Here is a 19,065-nt window from a genome sequence, read left to right as displayed (position 1 = left end):
GAACGGCCGATAGCGTCTGCATCAGACATAGGCGGCGCCTATGTCGCCTCCTCTCTCGAATGCGCGAAACATGTCCGTTCTGCCGACCCTGCGTCAGCTCCAGTATCTGAAACTTCTGGCCGAGCACGGCTCCTTCAGCCGAGCGGCCGAGGCTGCTCACGTCAGCCAGCCCGCCCTGTCGTCCGGGGTGCAGGAGCTGGAACGGGTGCTGGGCGCCGCCGTGGTCGAGCGGACGCGCGGGGCGGTGATCCTGACGGCCGTCGGCGCCGAGGCGGTGCGGCGGGCCGAGGATGTTCTGGCCCGCGCCGAGGATCTGGTCGAGGCCGCCCAGAACGCGGGCAAGCCCCTGTCGGGCCGGTTCCGCCTGGGCATCATTCCCACGGTGGCCCCGTTCCTGCTGCCCCAGGCCCTGCCGGGCGTACGGGACCTCTATCCCGGCCTGCGGCTGTTCCTGCGCGAGGATCTGACGCCGCGCCTGATCGCCGGGCTGAAGGCGGGTCAGCTGGACGCCGCCGTCATCGCCCTGCCCTATGACGCGCCGGGCATCGATCACGCCCGCATCGGCGACGATGAGATTCTGGCGGCGGCGCCGGCCGGTCACGCCCTGGCGGGGTCCGGGCCGATTCCCGAAGGGGCTCTGAAGGCTGAGGACCTGATCCTGCTCGAAGACGGCCACTGCCTGCGCGATCAGGCCCTGGCCGCAGTCAAGATCGACGCGCCGCGCGGCGAGGATGTCTTCGCCGCCACCACCCTGCCGACTCTGGTGCAGATGGTCTCCTCGGGCCTTGGGGTCAGCTTCCTGCCGCAGATGGCGGTGCGGGCGGGTCTGGCCGATCATCCCGGGGTGGTGGTGCGGCCTATTTCCGAAGACGCCCCGCGCCGCGAGATCGTCGTCGCCTGGCGCGCGGGATCCAGCCGCGCCGCCGAGGCGCGCCTGCTGGCAGAGGCGTTGAAGCTGGACTGAGCGAGCCGGATCAGCCGAACAGGCGGCTGTCCCACCAGACCGGCGTCTCCAGCCCCGGCTTGATGCGGGCGAAGTCAGGGTGAGCGGTGTTGAAGACGAAGTTGCGCTCCATCCGCGCCACGACTGAGGGCGTGATCAACAGGGCTGAGCGGCCTTCCGCGTGCCAGGCGCGGCCGAAGGCGCGGGCCACCGCCCCGCCCGGCTCGGCCCAGCCGGGAACCAGGTCCGGGTTGACGACCTCGTAGGAGACGCCCGCCGGAATGTGGATCTCCACATGATGCTGGCCCAGCGGCAGTTCGCCGCCGAAGTGGACCAGCTTCTCCAGCATGGCGGTCGAATAGTGTTCGGCGGCGTAAATCACCCTCTGACCCGCCTCGTGCCACCGGCCCGAGGCCAGGCGCGAGCCGCCGTCGCTCCAGATAGGGTGCTCCCCGCGCGGATCGCCGATGCGGAATCCCTTGAGCGCGTCGTCCAGCCGACGGTGCATGCCGGACCTAGACCGCGAAGCCGGCGTCGGCGCGGCGCACCAGATTGATCACCGCCTCGGCTCCCGCTGAACTGGACTGGGCCATGGCCAGGGGGGTGCGGCCGTTCAGCAGCTGGTGCGGGCGGTTCAGGAAGCGGACCACGGCGGCGCTGTCGCCGCGATAGGCGCGGCCTACGGCGTCGACCACGCGGCCGACCTCGTACAGACGCTCGCTCATCTCGCGCGACAGGGGCTTGCGGCTGGTGCGGGCGCGCCGCAGCGTGGCCTCCGGAATGATCTGGCCGACCACGCGCGGCATGCCGATGACCTGGCCCAGGGCGGCGGCGGCGGCGGGCTTCAGCCCTTGGGACACCCGCTCGGCCAGGGCCACGTCGTCCAGCGCCTCATTGTCGTTCAGGCCCAGCAGCTTGCCGATCCGCGCCGCGTCGCTGGCGGGCAGGGTCTCGGGCGAGGCGTAGAGGTCGAGGGCGGTCATGGCGGCGGCTTTCGTCATATGACGGCAATATGGGCGTCAAACGGCGAGGCGGCAAGAGCTTCGCCTCCCGCTCATCTCGGCCTCCAAGAAAAAAGGCCGGCGGATCGCTCCGCCGGCCTTCATTCTAGTTGGTCTAACGCGCTTTCGCGCTGCTTGAGACCTCTTACTTCTCGTCGCCGCGCGCCAGGTTGCGCAGGACGTAGGGCATGACGCCGCCGGCCTTGAAGTAGTCCAGCTCGGTCTGGTTATCGATGCGGCAGCGGACCGGGAAGCGGGCCATCTTGCCGTCCGACGGGCGGAACAGCTCGACCCACAGGTCCTGACGCGGCTTCAGCTTGCCGATGTTGGCGTCGGTCAGGCCGCGGATGGTGACGATCTCTTCGCCCGTCAGGCCCAGCTTCTGCCAGCCGTCTTCCTTGAACTGTAGCGGGACGACGCCCATGCCGACCAGGTTCGAGCGGTGGATGCGCTCATAGCTCTCGGCGATGACGGCGCGCACGCCCAGCAGGCGGGTGCCCTTGGCCGCCCAGTCGCGCGACGAGCCGGTGCCGTATTCCTTGCCCGCGAAGACGACCAGCGGACGGCCTTCCGACTGGTAACGCATGGCCGCGTCGTAGATCGACATCGTCTCTTCCGAGGGGAAGTGCTTGGTGACGCCGCCCTCGATGTCGGGGGTGATGCGGTTGCGGATGCGGATGTTGGCGAAGGTGCCGCGCATCATGACTTCGTGGTTGCCGCGGCGGGCGCCGTAGCTGTTGAAGTCCAGGGCGTCGACGCCGTGGTTGGTCAGGTACTGACCGGCAGGCGAGGCCTTCTTGATCGAACCGGCCGGGCTGATGTGGTCGGTGGTGATCGAGTCGCCGAAGATGCCCAGGATGCGCGCCTCGACGATGTCCGTGACCGGAGCGGGCTCCATGGTCAGGCCCTCGAAGTAGGGCGGGTTCTGGACGTAGGTCGAGGTGTCTTCCCACTCATAGGTCTGACCGCCGGTGACGGCGATCGCCTGCCAGTGCTCGTCGCCCTTGAAGACGTCGGCGTAGCGCTTGGCGAACATCTTGGGCGTGACCGACTTCTTCTGGATGGCGGCGATCTCCTGCGAGGTCGGCCACACGTCCTTCAGGAAGACGTCATTGCCCTTCTTGTCCTGGCCGATCGGCTCCTTGGTGATGTCGATGCGCATCGAACCGGCCAGGGCGTAGGCGACCACCAGCGGCGGCGAGGCCAGGTAGTTGGCCTGGACGTCGGGGTTCACGCGCCCTTCGAAGTTGCGGTTGCCCGACAGGACCGAGGCGGCGACGATTCCGTTGTCGTTGATCGACTTGGAGACCGCCGGGTCCAGCGGGCCCGAGTTGCCGATGCAGGTGGTGCAGCCGTAGCCGACCAGGTTGAAGCCCAGGGCGTCCAGGTCCTTCTGCAAGCCGGCGTCGGTCAGATAGTCGGTGACGACCTGCGAACCGGGGGCCAGGGAGGTCTTGACCCACGGCTTGGGCTTCAGGCCGAGGGCGTGGGCCTTGCGCGCCACCAGGCCGGCGGCGATCAGCACGCTCGGGTTGGAGGTGTTGGTGCACGAGGTGATGGCGGCGATGACGACGTCGCCGTCGCCTAGGTCGAATTTCTCACCCTCGACGGCGACGCGGGCGGCGTCGGTCGGGCGCGAGAAGACGTCGGCCAGGGCGGTCTCGAAGGCCGGGGCGGCGGTGGTCAGCTCGACGCGGTCCTGCGGGCGCTTGGGACCGGCCAGCGACGGCACGACCGTCGAGATGTCCAGCTCCAGGACGTCGGTGAAGATCGGATCTTCCGAGGTTTCGTCGATCCACAACCCTTGCGCCTTGGCATAGGCTTCGACCAGGGCGACGCGCGGCTTTTCACGGCCGGTGGCGGTCAGATAGTCGATGGTGGCCTGAGACACCGGGAAGAAGCCGCAGGTGGCGCCGTATTCCGGGGCCATGTTGGCGATGGTGGCCTGGTCCTCGATGGTCATGCCGGCGATGGCGTCGCCGAAGAATTCCACGAACTTGCCGACCACGCCCTTCTTGCGCAGCATCTGGGTGACGGTCAGCACCAGGTCGGTGGCCGTAGCGCCTTCCGGCAGCTTGCCGGTCAGCTTGAAGCCGACGACTTCGGGGATCAGCATCGGGATCGGCTGGCCCAGCATGGCGGCCTCGGCCTCGATGCCGCCGACGCCCCAGCCCAGGACGGCCAGGCCGTTGATCATGGTGGTGTGGCTGTCGGTGCCGACGACGGTGTCGGGATAGACGACGGTCTTGCGGCCTTCCTCGGCGGTCCAGACGGTCTGGGCCAGGTGCTCCAGGTTGACCTGGTGGCAGATGCCGGTGCCGGGCGGCACGACGCGGAAGTTGTTGAAGGCCGACGAGCCCCAGCGCAGGAAGTTGTAGCGCTCGATGTTGCGCTCATACTCGCGCTCGACGTTCTGGCCGAAGGCGGCGGCGTTGCCGAAGTGGTCGACCATGACCGAGTGGTCGATGACCAGGTCGACCGGGACCAGCGGGTTGATCTTCTTGGCGTCGGCGCCGAGCTTGTCCATGGCGTCGCGCATGGCGGCCAGGTCGACCACGGCCGGAACGCCGGTGAAATCCTGCATCAGCACGCGGGCCGGACGGAAGGCGATCTCGTGCTCGACGGCGCCCTTGTTCTCGATCCAGGCGGCGACGGCCTTCAGGTCGTCCTCGGTGACGGAAACCCCGTCTTCGTTGCGCAGCAGGTTCTCCAGCAGCACCTTCATCGAGCGCGGCAGGCGGGAAATCCCGGCCAGACCGGCTTCCTCGGCGGCGGGAAGGCTGTAATAGGCGTATTTCTTGCGCCCGACCGCGAGGTCCTGGCGGGTCTTGAGGCTGTCAATCGACGGCATGGAGAAGAGTCCTCTGACAAACGCCGCCCGACAATTCGGTTGCGCCTTCGCGCGCTGGACGTCGGGGCGCACAGGTCCCCGGCGCGCGCGGCGAAAGCCTGCTGCGGCGCTTGCGCATATAGTCCCGCGCGCGAGGGCCGTCCATGTATCCACACCCGTGACGTGGACATTGAGAGAGACTCGCAAGTGCTGACCCGGCTTGACATCGAGGGCCTGACCCTGTCGCGCGGCGAGCGGCGGCTGTTCGCCGGCCTGTCCTTCGCCCTGGCGGCGGGCGAGGCGGCGGCCCTGACAGGGGCCAACGGGGCGGGCAAGACCAGCCTGCTGCGCGCCGTGGCGGGCTTCATCCGGCCGGACGTCGGGGCGGTGGTTTTTCACGACGCGACCGGCCGGGTCGAGGCGGAGACGGCGCGCCGCTCGGCGCTGCATCTGCTGGGCCATCACGAGGGTTTGAAGCCGCAGCGCACCGCGCGACAGGAGCTGGGCTTTCAGGTCGAATGGCTGGGCGGTTCGACCGCCGCCCTCGATGCGGCGGTCGCCCGGTTGAAGCTGGCGCCCCTGCTGGACCTGGAGACGCGCAAGCTGTCGGCGGGGCAGAGGCGGCGTCTGTCGCTGGCGCGTCTGGTTGCGGCCCCGCGCGCCCTGTGGCTGCTGGACGAACCGCTGGCGCCGCTCGACGAGGCCTGGCGCAGCGTCGCCGCCGAGCTGATGGCGGAACATCTGGCGGGCGGCGGCATGATCCTGGCGGCGGTGCATGACCCTCTGCCCGTCCCGGCGCGGTCGCTGGATTTGGGAGACGCGCGATGAGGGGTGTCCGCGTCCTGTTCGCGCGCGAGCTGTCCCTGGCCTGGGGCGGCGGCGGCGGGCCGTTGCTGGCCTGCGGCTTCCTGTTGTGCCTGACGGCCATCCTGCCGCTGGCGGCGGGCGGCGACCCGCGCGTCCTCGCCCCCGCGGCTTCGGGGGCCAGCTGGATGGCGCTGGCGCTGGCTTCGCTGCTGTCGCTGGAGCGGATGTTCGAGCGCGATCTGGAGGACGGAGCGCTGGATCTGCTGGCGACCGGTCCCCTGCCGCTGGAGGCGGTGGTCGGGATCAAGGCCCTGGCGCAGTGGCTGGCGACGGGGCTGCCGCTGGCGGTCGCCGCGCCGGTCGCGGCTTTGGCGCTGGGTCAGCCGCCGGAGCTGATCGGCCTGACGGGCGCCTCGGCGGCGCTGGGCGGTCTGGGCTTCGCCCTTACCGGAGCCCTGGGCGCCGCCCTGGCCCTGGGCGCTCGGCGCGGCGGCCTGCTGATCGCCGTGGTCGTGCTGCCGCTGTTCATTCCGCCGGTGGTGTTCGGCGCCGGCGCCCTGACCCGCGCCGCCGCTGGCCAGAGCCCGGCCTCGGCCCTGGCCCTGCTGGGCGCCTATGTCCTGTTCGCCCTGGTGATCGCGCCCGTAGCCGGGGCTGCGGCCGTCAGGAACGCGCAGGGTTAGCGCCCCTTCAGCGTCACATACAGCGCGCCGTCCCCGCCGTGACGGCGGTGGGCGGGGGCGAAGCCCGAGACCACGCCGCGCAGATGCGGTCCGGTCAGCCATTCGTGGACCGAGGCGCGGATGACGCCGCCGCCTCGCCGGCCCTGTCCGGTGATGACCAGCACCGAGCGCAGGCCGCGCATCTGGCAGCCGATCAGGAAGCCGCGCAACTGATCCTCGGCCTCGAAGCGGCCGAAGCCGTGCAGGTCGATGCGCGCCTCGATGGGATCGCGCTCGCGCGACAGGCGGCGCTGGCGGCGCGGCTCCAATTCTTCCGGCGCGGGGCGAGGACGGGGCGCGACAGTCTTTGGCGAGAGCGGGGGCGATGCGGCGACGCGCCCGGCCGAGGCGGGGGTCAGGGCCGTCGCGCGTTTCTTGCCCGCCGCGCCGCGTTGAGGCGGCGCCGTGAGAGCGAGCGCCTCATCGGCTTGGGGCAGAACGGCGCCGGGCGTCACGCGGGCGGCCTTGCGATGGGCGGGCGGCGTCACCGTGGCGGTCACCCTGCCCCAGATGCGCCTGTCGTCATCGGTTGTCGCTGATGCGGCTTTCGGCCCCTTTCCGGAAGGGGGGCGGGCCACGCTCAGTCCTCGTCGTCGAAGGCGGCCGACGGGCCGGGCTCATGGGCCAGCAGATCGCCGGGCTGGCAGTCCAGCTCGCGACACAGGGCGTCCAGGGTGGTGAAGCGCACGGCGCGCGCCTTGCCCGTCTTGAGGATGGACAGGTTGGCGACGGTCACGCCGACGCGGTCGGCGAGTTCCGTCAGCGACATGCGGCGCTGGGCGAGGATGCGGTCGAGCTGGACGCGGATGGCCATGGGTTGAGCTTTAGCGTTTCTCGTTCAGATCGTCAGTTCGGATTCGCGGCGAAGGCGCGCGCCTTCGCGGAAGACCTCGGCCAGGACGAAGACGACCAGGACGGAAAAGACGGGGGTGAGCAGGTCGCTGATCCCCTGCGGCTCCATGACGCCCGGCGCCAGACGCGAGGCGACCAGCCCCTGCACCACCCAGACGCCCCCGGTCACGACGGCCAGGATCAGGCCCACATGGCGCAGGCGGCGCACGTTGTCGGGCTGGAACGGATCGCCCAGGGTCAAGGTGCGGAAGATCTTGCGCAGATGGCGCAGGATGATCAGGAAGCCGCCGAAATAGGCGGTCAGGGCGCCCAGGGCGAACAGCAGCAGCGGACGCGTCAGAGGCATCTCGCGGCCGTCGGCGCCGTCCGAGACGGTCACGTTCAGATTGTCGATCGGGATGAAGATGGAGGCGACCCAAAGAAGAAGCAGCAGGCCGGTGACGAGGATCATCACCACATAGGCGGCGTCCAGCGCGATCTTCAGCAGGCTGGCGACGGAGCCGGGACCGATGGTTCTCAGGTTCGGCGTCCGCAGGGAGGAGGCGCGAAGCGGGGTCTGGGCGGGCAGCCGGTTCGGTTTCCGCAAGCGCGTCATCGGGCGTCTCAGGCCGGGAAGGGAGGCGCCGTCGCCGCGGCGGGTCCGGCCGACCCGCGCGCGGCTCTATTCTTTGCGGCGTTCATGGCGATCGTCAAAGTCCCCCTCCGATCCCGCAGGATCAGAAACCCTGGATGATCAGGGCGATCGCCGCGACCGGCAGGGCGGCCAGCAGGAAGGCGTTGCCCAGGCTGTGGGCCAGACGGTCCATAAGGTTGGTCTTTCGCATGGCTTGCATATCAGTCTCTCCGTCAATGCACGTTTTTTGTGCATATTTGTTGTACCGCTGGGTCATTGTTGCGGGATGTTTCTCCCGCTTGAACGGTGCGGCCTCCGTTCTTGAGAATGAAGATAGGTCATGCCCTGCAGAAAGCCAACTTACATATCGTTTAACGATGTTACCATTTCGCAATGGATCCGACGGGAGTAAGGTCGCGTCATGAATCTCAAGCTGATCAAGGGGATGCGGCTCGTCGCCGCCACCCACAATCCGGGCAAGGCGCGCGAGATCGAAGCGCTGCTGGATGGACATTACCGGATCGTCACGGCGGGAGAGCTGAATCTGCCCGAGCCGGAGGAAACGGAGAGCACCTTCGCCGGCAACGCCATGCTGAAGGCGCGCCATGCGGCCCAGGTTTCGGGAGAGGTCGCCCTGGCCGACGATTCCGGTCTGTCGGCAGCCGCGCTGGACGGGGCGCCGGGGATCTATTCCGCGCGCTGGGCGGGCCCGGACAAGGATTTCGCCCTGGCCATGAAGAAGGTCGAGGAGCGGCTGGAGGAAACCGGTTCGCGCGATCGGTCGGCCTGGTTCACCTCGGCCCTGGCGGTGGCCTGGCCGGACGGTCCCTGCGTGGTGGTCGAGGGTCGGGTGGACGGCCAGCTGGTCTTCCCGCCGCGCGGCGACGGCGGTCACGGTTACGATCCCGTCTTCCAACCCGAGGGCTCGGACAAGACCTTCGCCGAGATGGACGCCGCCGAAAAGGACGCCGTCAGCCATCGCGGCCGGGCCTTCGACAAACTCAAGGCGGCGCTGATGGATTGATCGTGGTCCTTCTCCCCCTTGTGGGAGAAGGCGGCTGCCGAAGGCAGACGGATGAGGGGGCTGTCGGCTCCAGATTCTACGAAGGCCCCCATGCTCAACCCGCCCCCTCATCCGAGCGGCTCCGCCGCCCAGCTTCTCCCCCGAGGGGAGAAGGGCGCCATCGCCCTCTATGTCCACTGGCCCTATTGCGCGCGCATCTGCCCCTATTGCGACTTCAACGTCGTGCGGGACCGGGGCCGGGTCGAGGAACAGGCCGGGCTGGCGCGGGCGATCCTGAACGACCTGGAGGCCCAGGCGGCCCTGGTCGGGCCGCGCGCCCTGGCCTCCATCTTCTTCGGCGGCGGCACGCCCTCCCTGATGCCGCCCGAGGCCGTGGCGGCGGTGGTCGAGTGCGCGCGCGCCCTGTTCCCGCCGACGGGCGATATCGAGATCAGTCTGGAGGCCAATCCGACCGACGCCGAGGCCGGGCGCTACGCCGCCCTGGCCCAGGCCGGGATCAACCGCCTGTCCATGGGCGTGCAGTCGTTCGACGACGCGGCGCTCGAATTCCTCGGCCGCGATCATTCGGCCGCCGAGGCGCGACGCGCCATCGGCCTGGCGGGCCGCGTCTTTCCGCGCCTGTCGATCGACCTGATCTACGCCCGGCCGGGTCAGAGCGTAGCCGACTGGACCGCCGAACTGGCGACCGCCCTCGACCTGGGGTTCGAGCACGTCTCCCCCTATCAGCTGACGATAGAGGGGACGACGGCGTTCGGGCGGGCCGTGGCGCGCGGGGCCTGGTCGCCGCCCGACGAGGACCTGGCCGCCGAACTCTATGAAGCGACGCAGGCGACGCTCGAGGCGGCCGGGTTCGAGGCCTATGAAGTGTCCAACCACGCCCGGGACCTCGCCGCGCGTTCCAGCCACAATCTGCATGTCTGGCGCGGCGGGGATTACCTCGGCCTCGGCCCCGGCGCCCACGGCCGGATGACCCTGGCCGAGGGTCGGGTCGCCACCGTCGCCAAGCGTCGTATCGGGGACTATGTGCAGGGCGTCGCCGCTGGATCGCCTTGGGCCGAGCGCGAGGTTCTCGACCCGCGCGACGCTGACGAGGAGCGCGTTCTTCTGGGCCTGCGCACCGTCGAGGGCGTGCCCCTGACCCTGCTGCAGCGGCTGGGCCTGTCGGCGGATGCTGGAAGGTTGGCCGATCTGCTGGCGGACGGCTTCGTCAGTCTGAAGGACGACCGCATCGCCGCCACGGCGACGGGGCGACCGCTGCTGGACGCCGTGCTCAAGACCCTGCTGACCTAGACCGCGCCGCGCCGGACTGGCAGGGTTCGGTCGATGTCAGACGCCCCGCTTTTTCCGCCGACCGCCCCGCCCGCGCGCCTCGTTTCGCCGGGCCTCTATCTGGTGGCGACGCCGATCGGAAATCTGCGTGACATGACGCTGAGGGCGCTGGACGTGCTGGCGGCGGCCGATCTGGTCCTGGCGGAGGACACGCGGGTGACGGCCAAGCTGCTGACCGCCTATGGGCTGAAGGCCAGGCTTGAGCGCTGCGACGACCACGCCTCGGCCCGCGCGGCCGAGATCGCGCTCGAACGGCTGAAGGCGGGCGAGGTGGTGGCCCTGGTGTCCGACGCGGGCACGCCCCTGGTGTCCGATCCCGGCTATGTGGTGGCGCGCGCGGCGGCGGCCGAGGGCCTGCCGATCCATCCCGTGCCCGGCCCGTCCAGTCTGCTGGCGGCGCTATGCATCGCCGGGCTGCCTGCCGACCGGGTGCTGTTCGCGGGCTTCCTGCCGCCCAGGTCGGCGGCGCGCCGCACGGCGCTGGAGGAGCTGCGGCCCGGTCGTCAGACCCTGGTCTTCTTTGAGAGCGGGCCGCGCCTGCGCGATAGCCTGACCGACATGGCCGAGGTGCTGGGGCCGCGCCCGGCCGCCGTCGCCCGTGAACTGACCAAGCTCTATGAGGAATGCGTGCGGGGCACGCTGGCGGAGCTCGCCGCCGATCCGCGCCTGGACGCGCCCAAGGGCGAGATCGTGGTGGTGGTCGGCCCCGGCGAGGCCGAGACGGCCAGCGCCGCCGACGCCGACGCCGCCCTGTCCGAGGCTCTGACCCGCCTGCCGCCCGGCGAGGCGGCGGCCGAGGTGTCCAAGGCGCTGAACCTGCCCAGGAAGCCGCTCTACAAGCGCGCGCTGGAGCTGAAGGGGCGGTGAGCCCGGCCCTGCGGCCGCCTCCGCCGCCGAGGAAGCCCAAGGCCGGCTGGCGCCGACAGCTGGGCGGACGGTCGCATCGCCAGGGGCATGACGCCGAATGGATCGCGGCCCTGTGGCTGATGCTCAAGGGCTATCAGGTGCTGGCCTTCCGCCTGAGAGGTCGGGGCGGCGAGATCGACATCCTGGCGCGGCGCGGGCGCGTTCTGGCCGCTGTTGAGGTCAAGCGCCGTGCGACGCTCGAGGCCGCGACGCTGGCCCTGGGGGCGGATCAGCACCAGCGCCTGATCCGCGCGGCCGAGGCGGCGGCGCGCGGACGGCCGGCCCTGGCGGGTCTGGACCTGAGAATCGACATGGTGGCGCTGGCCCCCGGACGCTTTCCGCGTCATCTTCGCGGCGTGATCTCCACGGGAGCGGACCGGTCTTGACGCGCGAGGAAGCAGAAGCGGTGCTGGCGCAGGCGGGACAGGGGCCGGACGAGGCCTTTCCCTTGCTGGATTGCGCCATCGCCTGCGCCATCCACGACTATCCGTTCCGCGACGCCGACGGCGTGCGCATTCTGGCCGATCACGCCGCCCAACGGCTCAAGGAGCGCGCGGCCAATGAAAGCCCCGACGACGCCCTGACCGAGGCCCTGGCCGGCGACCTGCGGTTGAACGGCGACCTGCTGAACTACGACCATCCGGCCAACACCGACGTCATCGACGTGGCCGAACGGCGGCGCGGCCTGTCGGCGGTTCTGGTCATCTTCTATCTGGATGCGGCGCGGCGAGCCGGGCTGACGGCGGCGCCGGTTGATTTTCCGGGCCACGTCCTGCTGCGGGTCGAGACGCCCGAGGGGCCGGTGGCGCTGGACCCGTTCAGCCAGGGGCGGCTGGTCCTGCCGTCGGAGCTGACGCGCCGAGCCCTGCTGGCCGGGCTGACGCCGCACGTGGCCGACCGGCTCGACCTGTTGATGGCCCCGGTCAGCGAGCGCCAGACCTTGATCCGCCTGCAGAACATCCTGTTCACCCGGGCTCTTCAGGCCCGCGACTATGAGGGGGCCGAACGTTCGGCCCTGCGCCGCGCCCTGCTGGACCCCGAGGATCACCGCCCGTGGCTGGACGTCGCCGCCGCCCGCGAGAAGCAGGGCGCCCTGACCGGCGCCATGCAGGCCCTGTCGCGCGCCCGCACCCTGGGCGAGCCGATCGCCGCCTGCGACGCCCGCCTGGACCGGGTGCGGATGCGGTTGAACTGAAGCGCGGCCTTGCGGCGGGCAGGTCCGAGCCTCAAGTAGGCACTGACGGCGCTTCGGCGTTCAAGCAGCACGCGCATGCGCGGCGAGCGTCAGCGCCACTAAAACCAGCTCAAGCAGCGAGCGCCCGCGGCGCGAGCGATAGCGCCACAAAAGAAGGACTCCCCATGCTCAAGGTCGCCATCCAGATGGATCCGCTCGAGGCGGTCAACGTCGAGTCGGACACCACCTTCCTGATGGCCCTGACCGGACAGGCGCGCGGCCACAAGCTGTGGGTCTATGATTTCCGCACCCTTGCGCTGGAGGACGGCCGCTTGTTCTGCCGCGCCCGCCCGGTGACGGTGCAGCGCAAGCAAGGCGACCACGCCGACTTCGGTCCCGAGCAGCGCCTGGACCTGGCCGAGGACGTCGACGTCATCCTGATGCGTCAGGACCCGCCCTTCGACATGGCCTATGTCACCGCCACCTATCTGCTGGAGCGGGTGCATCCGCAGACCCTGGTGGTCAACAACCCGGCCGAGGTGCGCTCGGCGCCGGAGAAGCTGATCGCCACCCTCTTCCCCGGTCTGCAGCCGCCGACCCTGGTGTCGTCCGACCCCGAGGCCCTGGTCGATTTCCATCGCCGCCACGGCGATGTGGTGCTCAAGCCCCTGCACGGCGCGGCCGGTTCGGGCGTGGTGCGGCTGAAGGCCGACGATCCCAACCTGGAGGCCCTGATCGAGATTCACGCCGAGGCCTCGCGCGATCCTCTGGTGATCCAGAAATTCATCCCGGCGGTCTCGGCGGGCGACAAGCGCATCATCCTGGTCGATGGCGAGCCGGTGGGCGCCATCAACCGCATCCCCGCCAAGGATCAGGTGCGCTCCAACCTGCGCGTCGGCGGCACGGCGGCGCCGGTCGAACTGACCCCGCGCGATCTGGAGATCTGCGCCGCCATCGGCCCCTATCTGAAGGAACGCGGCCTGATCTTCGTCGGCATTGACGTGATCGGCGACTATCTGACCGAGATCAACGTCACCTCCCCGACCGGCGCCCAGCAGCTGCTGAAGTTCGCCGGGATCGATGCGACCGAGCGCATGTGGGAAGTCATCGAGCAAAGAAAGACCGCAGCGGCCTGATCCTGGCCGATCTCTAAGGGAGGGAAAATCATGACGACCATCATCCGGACCGGGGCGCTGGCCGCTCTGGCTATGGCTTTCGCCTGTCCGACTGTCGCCGAGGAGACGCCCAAAGGGCCGCCCATCGAAGCGCTGGAGCGGCTTATCACGAGCCGAACGCCGGAAACGCGCGTTGAAGCGCCTGACCACGAGCGCATAAGCGCACGCCGTATCGACATCGTCGATGCTGATGGCGTTATCCGCATGACCCTGGCGGGCGACAACCCTTCGGCGATCATAGACGGCGTCGAGTATCGACGCTCCATCAACGTGGCCGGGCTCATCCTCTATGATGACAAGGGCAGCGAGCGCGGCGGCTTCGGCACGGCGGACGTCGAGGGCGGCATGGCCATCCTGGCGCTGGACCATCCCGCCATGGATGCGATCGGTTGGCGCGTGGCGCCGGACGGCGAGGTCAGCTTCATCATCAACCAGGCGCCGCCGCCGGTGCGCGAACCGAAGCTGGGCGGGGCCCTGGTGCCCGGCGTGGAGACGCCGACGCGTATGCGTCTGTCAGTGGCGCCCGACGGCACGCCTGCTGTCGCCCTGTCCGACAAGAACGACAAGCCGCGCGTGCGCCTGACCGTCACCGAGGAAGGCTTCGGCGCCATCCAGTTCCTGAACGCCGAGGGTCAGGTGATTCATACGATCGCGCCGGAAGCCGACCTGCCGACGAGCTGACCGAACGGCGCTCTTGTAGTTGCTGTGAGTTCGTGATTTGTTCTCTCAAATGCGGGAGGGAACGGCATGGTCGCGCGAGTGGTGACGGTGGCTTTCGACGGCGTCGATGCGCGTCGGGTCGATGTGGAGGTGCAGCAGGTCGGTTCGCCCGCCGGCGCCTTCGCCATCGTCGGCCTGCCGGACAAGGCGGTGGCCGAAAGCCGTGAACGGGTGCGCGGCGCCTTTGCGGGCATCGGCCTGGCGCTGCCGGCCAAGAAGGTGATCGCCAACCTGGCCCCCGCCGATCTGCCCAAGGAAGGCAGTCATTTCGACCTGCCCATCGCCCTGGCCCTGCTGGCCTCCATGGGGGTGATCGGGCCGGACGCCCTGGACGGCTGGGCGGCGGTGGGCGAACTGGGTTTGGACGGACAGATCGCGGCGGTCGGCGGAACCCTGCCCGCCGCCATGGCGGTGAACGCCATGGGGCTGGGTCTGATCTGCCCCGAGGCCAACGGGCCCGAGGCGGCCTGGGCGGGCGAGGCGCGACTGCTGGCGCCGCGCTCCCTGATCGGCCTGATCAACCATTTTCGCGGAACCCAGGTGCTGCGCCCACCCCAGCCGGGGCCGGTGCTGGAAGGGCGCGCCGTGCCCGACCTGCGCGAGGTCAAGGGACAGGAGGGCGCCAAGCGGGCGCTGGAGATCGCCGCCGCCGGGGGCCACAATCTGTTGTTCGTCGGCCCGCCCGGCTCGGGCAAGTCGATGATGGCGGCGCGCCTGCCGGGCCTGCTGCCGCCGCTGACGCCGATGGAGCGGCTTGAGACGTCGATGGTCTGGTCGGTGGCCGGATTGATCGAGCGCGGGGCCCTGACGCGCGAGCGGCCGTTTCGAGCGCCCCATCATTCAGCCTCCATGGCCGCCCTGACGGGCGGCGGACTGAAGGCCAAGCCGGGCGAGGCCTCTCTGGCGCACAACGGCGTCCTCTTCCTTGATGAACTGCCCGAATACTCGCCCCAGGCGCTGGACAGCCTGCGCCAGCCGCTGGAGACGGGCGAGATCGTGGTGGCGCGCGCCAACGCCCATGTGCGCTATCCGGCGCGGTTCCAGCTGGTGGCGGCGATGAATCCCTGCCGTTGCGGCGTGGGCGGGCCGGGGCGCGGCGCCTGCGGCAAGGCTCCCCGCTGCCAGAAGGATTATCAGAACCGCATCTCCGGCCCGATGTTCGATCGCATCGACCTGACGGTGGAGACGCCGGCGGTGACGGCAGCCGACATGATCCTGCCCGCTCCGGCCGAAGGCACGGCCGAGGCCGCCGCCCGCGTGGCCGCCGCCATGCAGATGCAGGAGAATCGCATGGCAGAGGCCGGGTTGACGGGAATGCAGGCGCTCAACGCCCGCGCCTCGGGCGAGGCGCTGGAGCGGTTCGCCGCGCCCGATCAGGCGGGGCGCGCCCTGCTGATGAAGGCCGGAGAGGCTGGGGACCTGACCGCCCGCGGCTGGACGCGGACCCTGCGTCTGGCCCGCACCATCGCCGATCTGGACGGGGCCGACGGCGTGCTGCGCCGCCATGTGGCCGAAGCCTTGATGTACCGGCGCAGCACGGTCGGTGCCCATGAGGATTTCGACCGTCAGGCCAGCCGGCGGATTCTGTTTCCTGTTCGCGAGACAGGGCCGGGACAAACGCCGTTCGTTTGGAATTAACACCTCGGCCCTAGGCTGCCGCTATGGGACAGACGCGCCGCAGACCTTCGTCGCAGACCGAGCTTTTCCCGGCCGCGCCCGTCGCCGCCGTGGATGGAAGCTCGCCCGAACAGCAGTTCCTGCGGCTGATGAGTCACGAGATGCGCACGCCCCTGAACGGGGTGATCGGCATGTTGGGCCTGCTGTCGCGAACGCGTCTGGATGGGGCACAGCGCGCCTATGCCGAGGCGGCGCAGAAGTCGGCGGAGCATCTGCTGGGCCTGGTCAATGATCTGCTGGATTACGCCCGGCTCGAAGCCGAGACGCTGGAGTTCGACCCGGCCCCTGTCGACCTGGAGGGGCTGGTGCGGGGCGTGGCCGAACTGCTGAGCCCGCGCGCCCACGACAAGGGATTGGAGATCGTCTGGTCGGTGGCGGCCGAGGCTCCGGACATCATCGCCGACGAGGGCCGTCTGCGCCAGATCCTGTTCAATCTGGCGGGAAACGCCGTGAAATTCACCGACCGGGGCGGGGTCCGCCTGGCGGTCGAGCCCATCGGCGAACGCCTTGGATCGCGCACGCGTCTGGCCTTCATCGTCGACGACACCGGCCCCGGCGTGCCGGAGGAGGCGCGGGGGCGCATCTTCGAGGAGTTCGGCCACGCCGACGCCTCCGACGCCGCCCGGTTCGACGGCGCCGGACTGGGCCTGGCGGTCGTGCGGCGGCTGGCGCGCGCCATGGGCGGAACCGCGGTGGTCGAGGATCGCCCGGACGGCGCCGGCGCCCGCTTCCGTTTCGAGGCCGAGTTTCCCGTGGCGGACGAGGCTGAAGCGCGTGCGCGGCCCCTGGCGGGGCTGGCCGTGGCCATCCGCACGCCAGATCCCTTCGTGCGTCGTGCGGCCGCCGATCAGATCGAGGCGTCGGGCGGTCGGGTCGCGCGCCAGGCCGGGGTGACCCTCATCGATCATGCGGGCGCCGAAGACGGGGCGCTGGCGGTCCGGCCCAGCCAGGGTCAGGCCATCATCCTGCTGCGCCCGTCTGAACGGGATCTTATCAGCCGCTATCGGGCGGCGGGTTTCTGCGGCTATCTGATCAAGCCGCTGCGCCGGGCGTCCCTGGCGGAGCGCGCCCTGGCGGCGGCCGCGCCGCGCCGGGGCCTGCCCGCGCCGCCGGTCCGGCCGGGCGACGACGACCGGGTGGCCCATGTGGCCTTCAAGGGCGTGCGCGTCCTGTTGGTCGAGGACAATCCGGTCGGCGCCCTTCTGGCGAGGACGCTGCTGCGGCGCGAGGGTTGCGTGGTCCAGACCGCCGCCGACGGCCAGGAGGCGCTGGACGCCCTGAAGGCGGCGCGCTTCGACCTGGTTTTCATGGACATGCGGATGCCGCGCCTGGACGGGCCGAGCGCGGCGCGCGCGCTGCGGGCGCGCGGGGACCAGACGCCGATCATCGCCCTGACCGCCAACGCCTTCGCGGAGGACCGCGCGGCCTGTCTCGAGGCCGGGATGGACGATCACCTGGCCAAGCCGCTGGAGGCGGACGCCCTGCGCGTCGCCTTGGCGCGCTGGACGAACGCCGCCAACCGCGCCAAGGTCGCGGTGTCCTAACCGCCAGTAGTCCGTCGTCCGTAACGCCCGGCGGCGCCTCCGCCGGAGCCATGCATGACTGATTCCAAGACGCCCGCTTCCGAGGTCGCGGCGTTGCAGCCGTCTCCTAAGGGACTGGGCGTGCTCAAGGCGGCGTTTCGCGAACGGCGCACCCTGGCCATGCTGCTGCTCGGCTTCTCGGCGGGCCTGCCCTTCGCCATGCTGTTCGGCACGCTGAACGCGTGGTTGTCAGATGCGGGCGTGTCGGTGGCGACGATCGGCGTGCTGTCCTGGGTTGGACTGTTCGGCGCATTCAAGTTTCTGTGGTCGCCTGCGGTCGGGCTGACACCGCCTGTTGTCGGCCGGATGGGCCGGCGTCGGTCATGGCTGATCTTGTGCCAGATCGTGCTGGCGGGCGCGCTTCTGGCCATCGCCCTGTCGCATCCGGGCACGGGGGCGATCGTGGTGTTGGCGGGCGCCGCCGCCCTGGGCGCCTTCGCTTCGGCGACGCAGGACATCGTCATCGACACCTGGCGCATCGAGGTGGCTGACGAGAGGACGCCGGTAGATCTGTTGTCGACCGTCTATCAACTAGGCTTCCGCACGGCGGCCCTCGTCGGTGGGGCGGGCGCCCTCGTGCTGGCTGATCAGCTGGGTTGGTCGGCGACCTTCGTCATCGGCGCCGGGCTGATGGGGCTGGGCGTTCTGGGCACGCTGATCGCGCCCGAACCCAAGGCCGCGCCGCGCGCCGCCATCGCACGCGAACGCATCGGGTCACCGCGCCTGCGGATGACCGCCTTGGCCGTCACCCTGGCTGCCTGGGCCTGGGCCGCCTTCATGCTGGTGCGCTTCATGGTCACGGCTTTGACCGTCAAGCCCGCGCCCAGCGCCGGAGAGTTCACCGCCGTCTGGGGGCCGTGGATCGTCGGCATGGCGGTGATCCTGCCCGCCGTCCTTGCGGGGATCATCGTTTGGCGGGGCGGCAAGGCGGCTCCCTCATCGTCGACATCTTCGGGGGCCAGGGAGACGGGTTTCGCTGATACCCTCTACGACGCCATCCTGGCGCCTCTGGTCGAACTGATGGGCCGTTTGGGCTGGGGTGCGGTGATCGTGCTGGGGCTGATCCTGACCTATCGCATTACCGACGGCGTCTGGGGTCCGTTCGCCTTCCCCTTCTACATGGGGGACACAGGCGGGGCGCTGGGCCACTCCAAGACCGAGATCGCTCTGGCGTCCAAGACCTTCGGCGTGGTGATGACTATCATCGGCATCGCCCTGGGCGGATGGGCATTGCTGGTCATCGGCCGGATGGCCAGTCTTCTACTGGGCGCGGCCCTGTCTGCCGCGACCAATCTGTTGATGATGGACCTGGCGCTCGGCGCGCCGGTGATCGGCGGCTTCATGAGCGCGACCGGCCTGTACAAGCTGTTCGGCGCCTTCGGGGTGAGCGAACCTCTGGCGCGACTGATGCTGGCGATCGCGGGCGAGAACATCGCCGGCGGCTTCGCGGGCGCGGCCTTCGTGGCCTATCTGTCGGCGCTGTCGAACAAGATGTTCGGTGCGGTGCAGTTCGCCGTCTTCACCTCCCTAGCGCTGCTGATCGGCACCTTGGGGCGTGGCGCCTTGGGCGAACTGATTGAGCGTCAGGGCTATGCGGCCATGTTCGTCATCGCCGCCTGGCTCGGCGTGGTGGCGGTGGTCTTCTGCGCGATGGAATGGGTGCGTCAGGTGATGGAGCGCCGGCGTCTCGGGCTCGAGGTCTAGAGGCC

Annotated in this window: 19 protein-coding genes; 13 read left to right on the top strand and 6 right to left on the bottom strand. The window is 69.9% G+C overall.

The genetic code is table 11. The features are described 5' to 3' along the window. The first annotated feature begins 70 nt into the window (after positions 1-70). Positions 71-964: a hydrogen peroxide-inducible genes activator gene (locus ACWGL1_RS10000; protein WP_269296483.1), complete on the top strand. Its 894-nt coding sequence runs from the start codon at positions 71-73 to the stop codon at positions 962-964. A gap of 10 nt (positions 965-974) precedes the next feature. Here the strand turns inward: ACWGL1_RS10000 and ACWGL1_RS09995 are convergent, their stop codons facing one another. From ACWGL1_RS09995 to acnA, 3 genes are all read right to left on the bottom strand, one after another. Further along, entirely contained in the window at positions 975-1,451 is a 477-nt protein-coding gene (locus tag ACWGL1_RS09995) for an RES family NAD+ phosphorylase (protein ID WP_452111904.1), read from the bottom strand. A 7-nt stretch (positions 1,452-1,458) separates the two neighbouring features. Next, positions 1,459-1,926: an antitoxin Xre/MbcA/ParS toxin-binding domain-containing protein gene (locus tag ACWGL1_RS09990; RefSeq protein WP_291780527.1), complete on the bottom strand. Its 468-nt coding sequence runs from the start codon at positions 1,924-1,926 to the stop codon at positions 1,459-1,461. A gap of 163 nt (positions 1,927-2,089) precedes the next feature. Next, a complete protein-coding gene (acnA, locus tag ACWGL1_RS09985) occupies positions 2,090-4,795 on the bottom strand; it encodes an aconitate hydratase AcnA (protein ID WP_452111903.1) in 2,706 nt (901 codons plus the stop codon). Between the two features lie 186 nt (positions 4,796-4,981). Here acnA and ccmA point away from each other — a divergent pair, with 186 nt between their 5' ends. Next, positions 4,982-5,602 carry a heme ABC exporter ATP-binding protein CcmA gene (gene ccmA, locus ACWGL1_RS09980; RefSeq protein WP_452111902.1) on the top strand — a complete coding sequence of 207 codons (621 nt, stop codon included), beginning with the start codon at positions 4,982-4,984 and terminating at the stop codon, positions 5,600-5,602. After that, on the top strand, positions 5,599-6,264 hold the full coding sequence (ccmB, locus tag ACWGL1_RS09975; RefSeq protein WP_452111901.1) for a heme exporter protein CcmB: 666 nt from the start codon (positions 5,599-5,601) through the stop codon (positions 6,262-6,264). Before ccmA ends, ccmB begins: the two co-directional genes overlap by 4 nt. Here the strand turns inward: ccmB and ACWGL1_RS09970 are convergent. The 3 genes from ACWGL1_RS09970 to ACWGL1_RS09960 form a co-directional block, all read right to left on the bottom strand. After that, positions 6,261-6,803, bottom strand: a complete 543-nt coding sequence (locus tag ACWGL1_RS09970; protein ID WP_312219962.1) for a Smr/MutS family protein — start codon at positions 6,801-6,803, stop codon at positions 6,261-6,263. The two genes, ccmB and ACWGL1_RS09970, sit on opposite strands and share 4 nt — an antisense overlap. An 80-nt stretch (positions 6,804-6,883) precedes the next feature. After that, positions 6,884-7,117: a helix-turn-helix domain-containing protein gene (locus tag ACWGL1_RS09965; protein ID WP_291780541.1), complete on the bottom strand. Its 234-nt coding sequence runs from the start codon at positions 7,115-7,117 to the stop codon at positions 6,884-6,886. A gap of 24 nt (positions 7,118-7,141) precedes the next feature. Next, on the bottom strand, positions 7,142-7,750 hold the full coding sequence (locus ACWGL1_RS09960; protein ID WP_291780543.1) for a DUF2975 domain-containing protein: 609 nt from the start codon (positions 7,748-7,750) through the stop codon (positions 7,142-7,144). Positions 7,751-8,189: 439 nt separating this feature from the next. On the opposite strand from ACWGL1_RS09960, the gene rdgB reads away from it, so the two are divergent. The 10 genes from rdgB to ACWGL1_RS09910 all read left to right on the top strand — a co-directional run bounded on the left by rdgB (position 8,190) and on the right by ACWGL1_RS09910 (position 19,060). Further along, a complete protein-coding gene (gene rdgB / locus ACWGL1_RS09955) occupies positions 8,190-8,792 on the top strand; it encodes an RdgB/HAM1 family non-canonical purine NTP pyrophosphatase (RefSeq protein WP_312219960.1) in 603 nt (200 codons plus the stop codon). 90 nt (positions 8,793-8,882) lie between these two features. Beyond that, the gene (hemW, locus tag ACWGL1_RS09950) at positions 8,883-10,082 is read left to right on the top strand and encodes a radical SAM family heme chaperone HemW (protein WP_452111900.1); all 1,200 of its coding nucleotides are present in this window, start codon (positions 8,883-8,885) and stop codon (positions 10,080-10,082) included. Positions 10,083-10,115: 33 nt separating this feature from the next. After that, on the top strand, positions 10,116-10,988 hold the full coding sequence (gene rsmI / locus ACWGL1_RS09945; protein WP_452111899.1) for a 16S rRNA (cytidine(1402)-2'-O)-methyltransferase: 873 nt from the start codon (positions 10,116-10,118) through the stop codon (positions 10,986-10,988). Continuing rightward, entirely contained in the window at positions 10,985-11,413 is a 429-nt protein-coding gene (locus tag ACWGL1_RS09940; protein ID WP_422388301.1) for a YraN family protein, read from the top strand. The genes rsmI and ACWGL1_RS09940 overlap by 4 nt, the downstream gene beginning before the upstream one ends. After that, entirely contained in the window at positions 11,410-12,222 is an 813-nt protein-coding gene (locus ACWGL1_RS09935) for a SirB1 family protein (RefSeq protein ID WP_338577455.1), read from the top strand. The genes ACWGL1_RS09940 and ACWGL1_RS09935 overlap by 4 nt, the downstream gene beginning before the upstream one ends. 164 nt (positions 12,223-12,386) lie before the next feature. Beyond that, a complete protein-coding gene (gene gshB / locus ACWGL1_RS09930) occupies positions 12,387-13,337 on the top strand; it encodes a glutathione synthase (protein ID WP_338577453.1) in 951 nt (316 codons plus the stop codon). Between the two features lie 30 nt (positions 13,338-13,367). Next, positions 13,368-14,057, top strand: coding sequence for a hypothetical protein (locus ACWGL1_RS09925; protein WP_338577452.1), 690 nt, complete (start codon positions 13,368-13,370; stop codon positions 14,055-14,057). Positions 14,058-14,123: 66 nt separating this feature from the next. Continuing rightward, entirely contained in the window at positions 14,124-15,734 is a 1,611-nt protein-coding gene (locus ACWGL1_RS09920; RefSeq protein ID WP_338577450.1) for a YifB family Mg chelatase-like AAA ATPase, read from the top strand. A 23-nt stretch (positions 15,735-15,757) separates the two neighbouring features. Then, positions 15,758-17,317 (top strand): response regulator, encoded by a 1,560-nt coding sequence (locus tag ACWGL1_RS09915; RefSeq protein WP_291780566.1) that lies wholly within the window; start codon positions 15,758-15,760, stop codon positions 17,315-17,317. Positions 17,318-17,371: 54 nt separating this feature from the next. Beyond that, entirely contained in the window at positions 17,372-19,060 is a 1,689-nt protein-coding gene (locus ACWGL1_RS09910; protein WP_291780569.1) for an AmpG family muropeptide MFS transporter, read from the top strand. Positions 19,061-19,065 lie beyond the last annotated feature (5 nt).

It is taken from the genome of Brevundimonas sp. NPDC055812 (assembly GCF_053616535.1).
The sequence above is the reverse complement of the archived record's forward strand: the minus strand, read 5'-3'. Positions and strand labels throughout refer to the sequence as shown.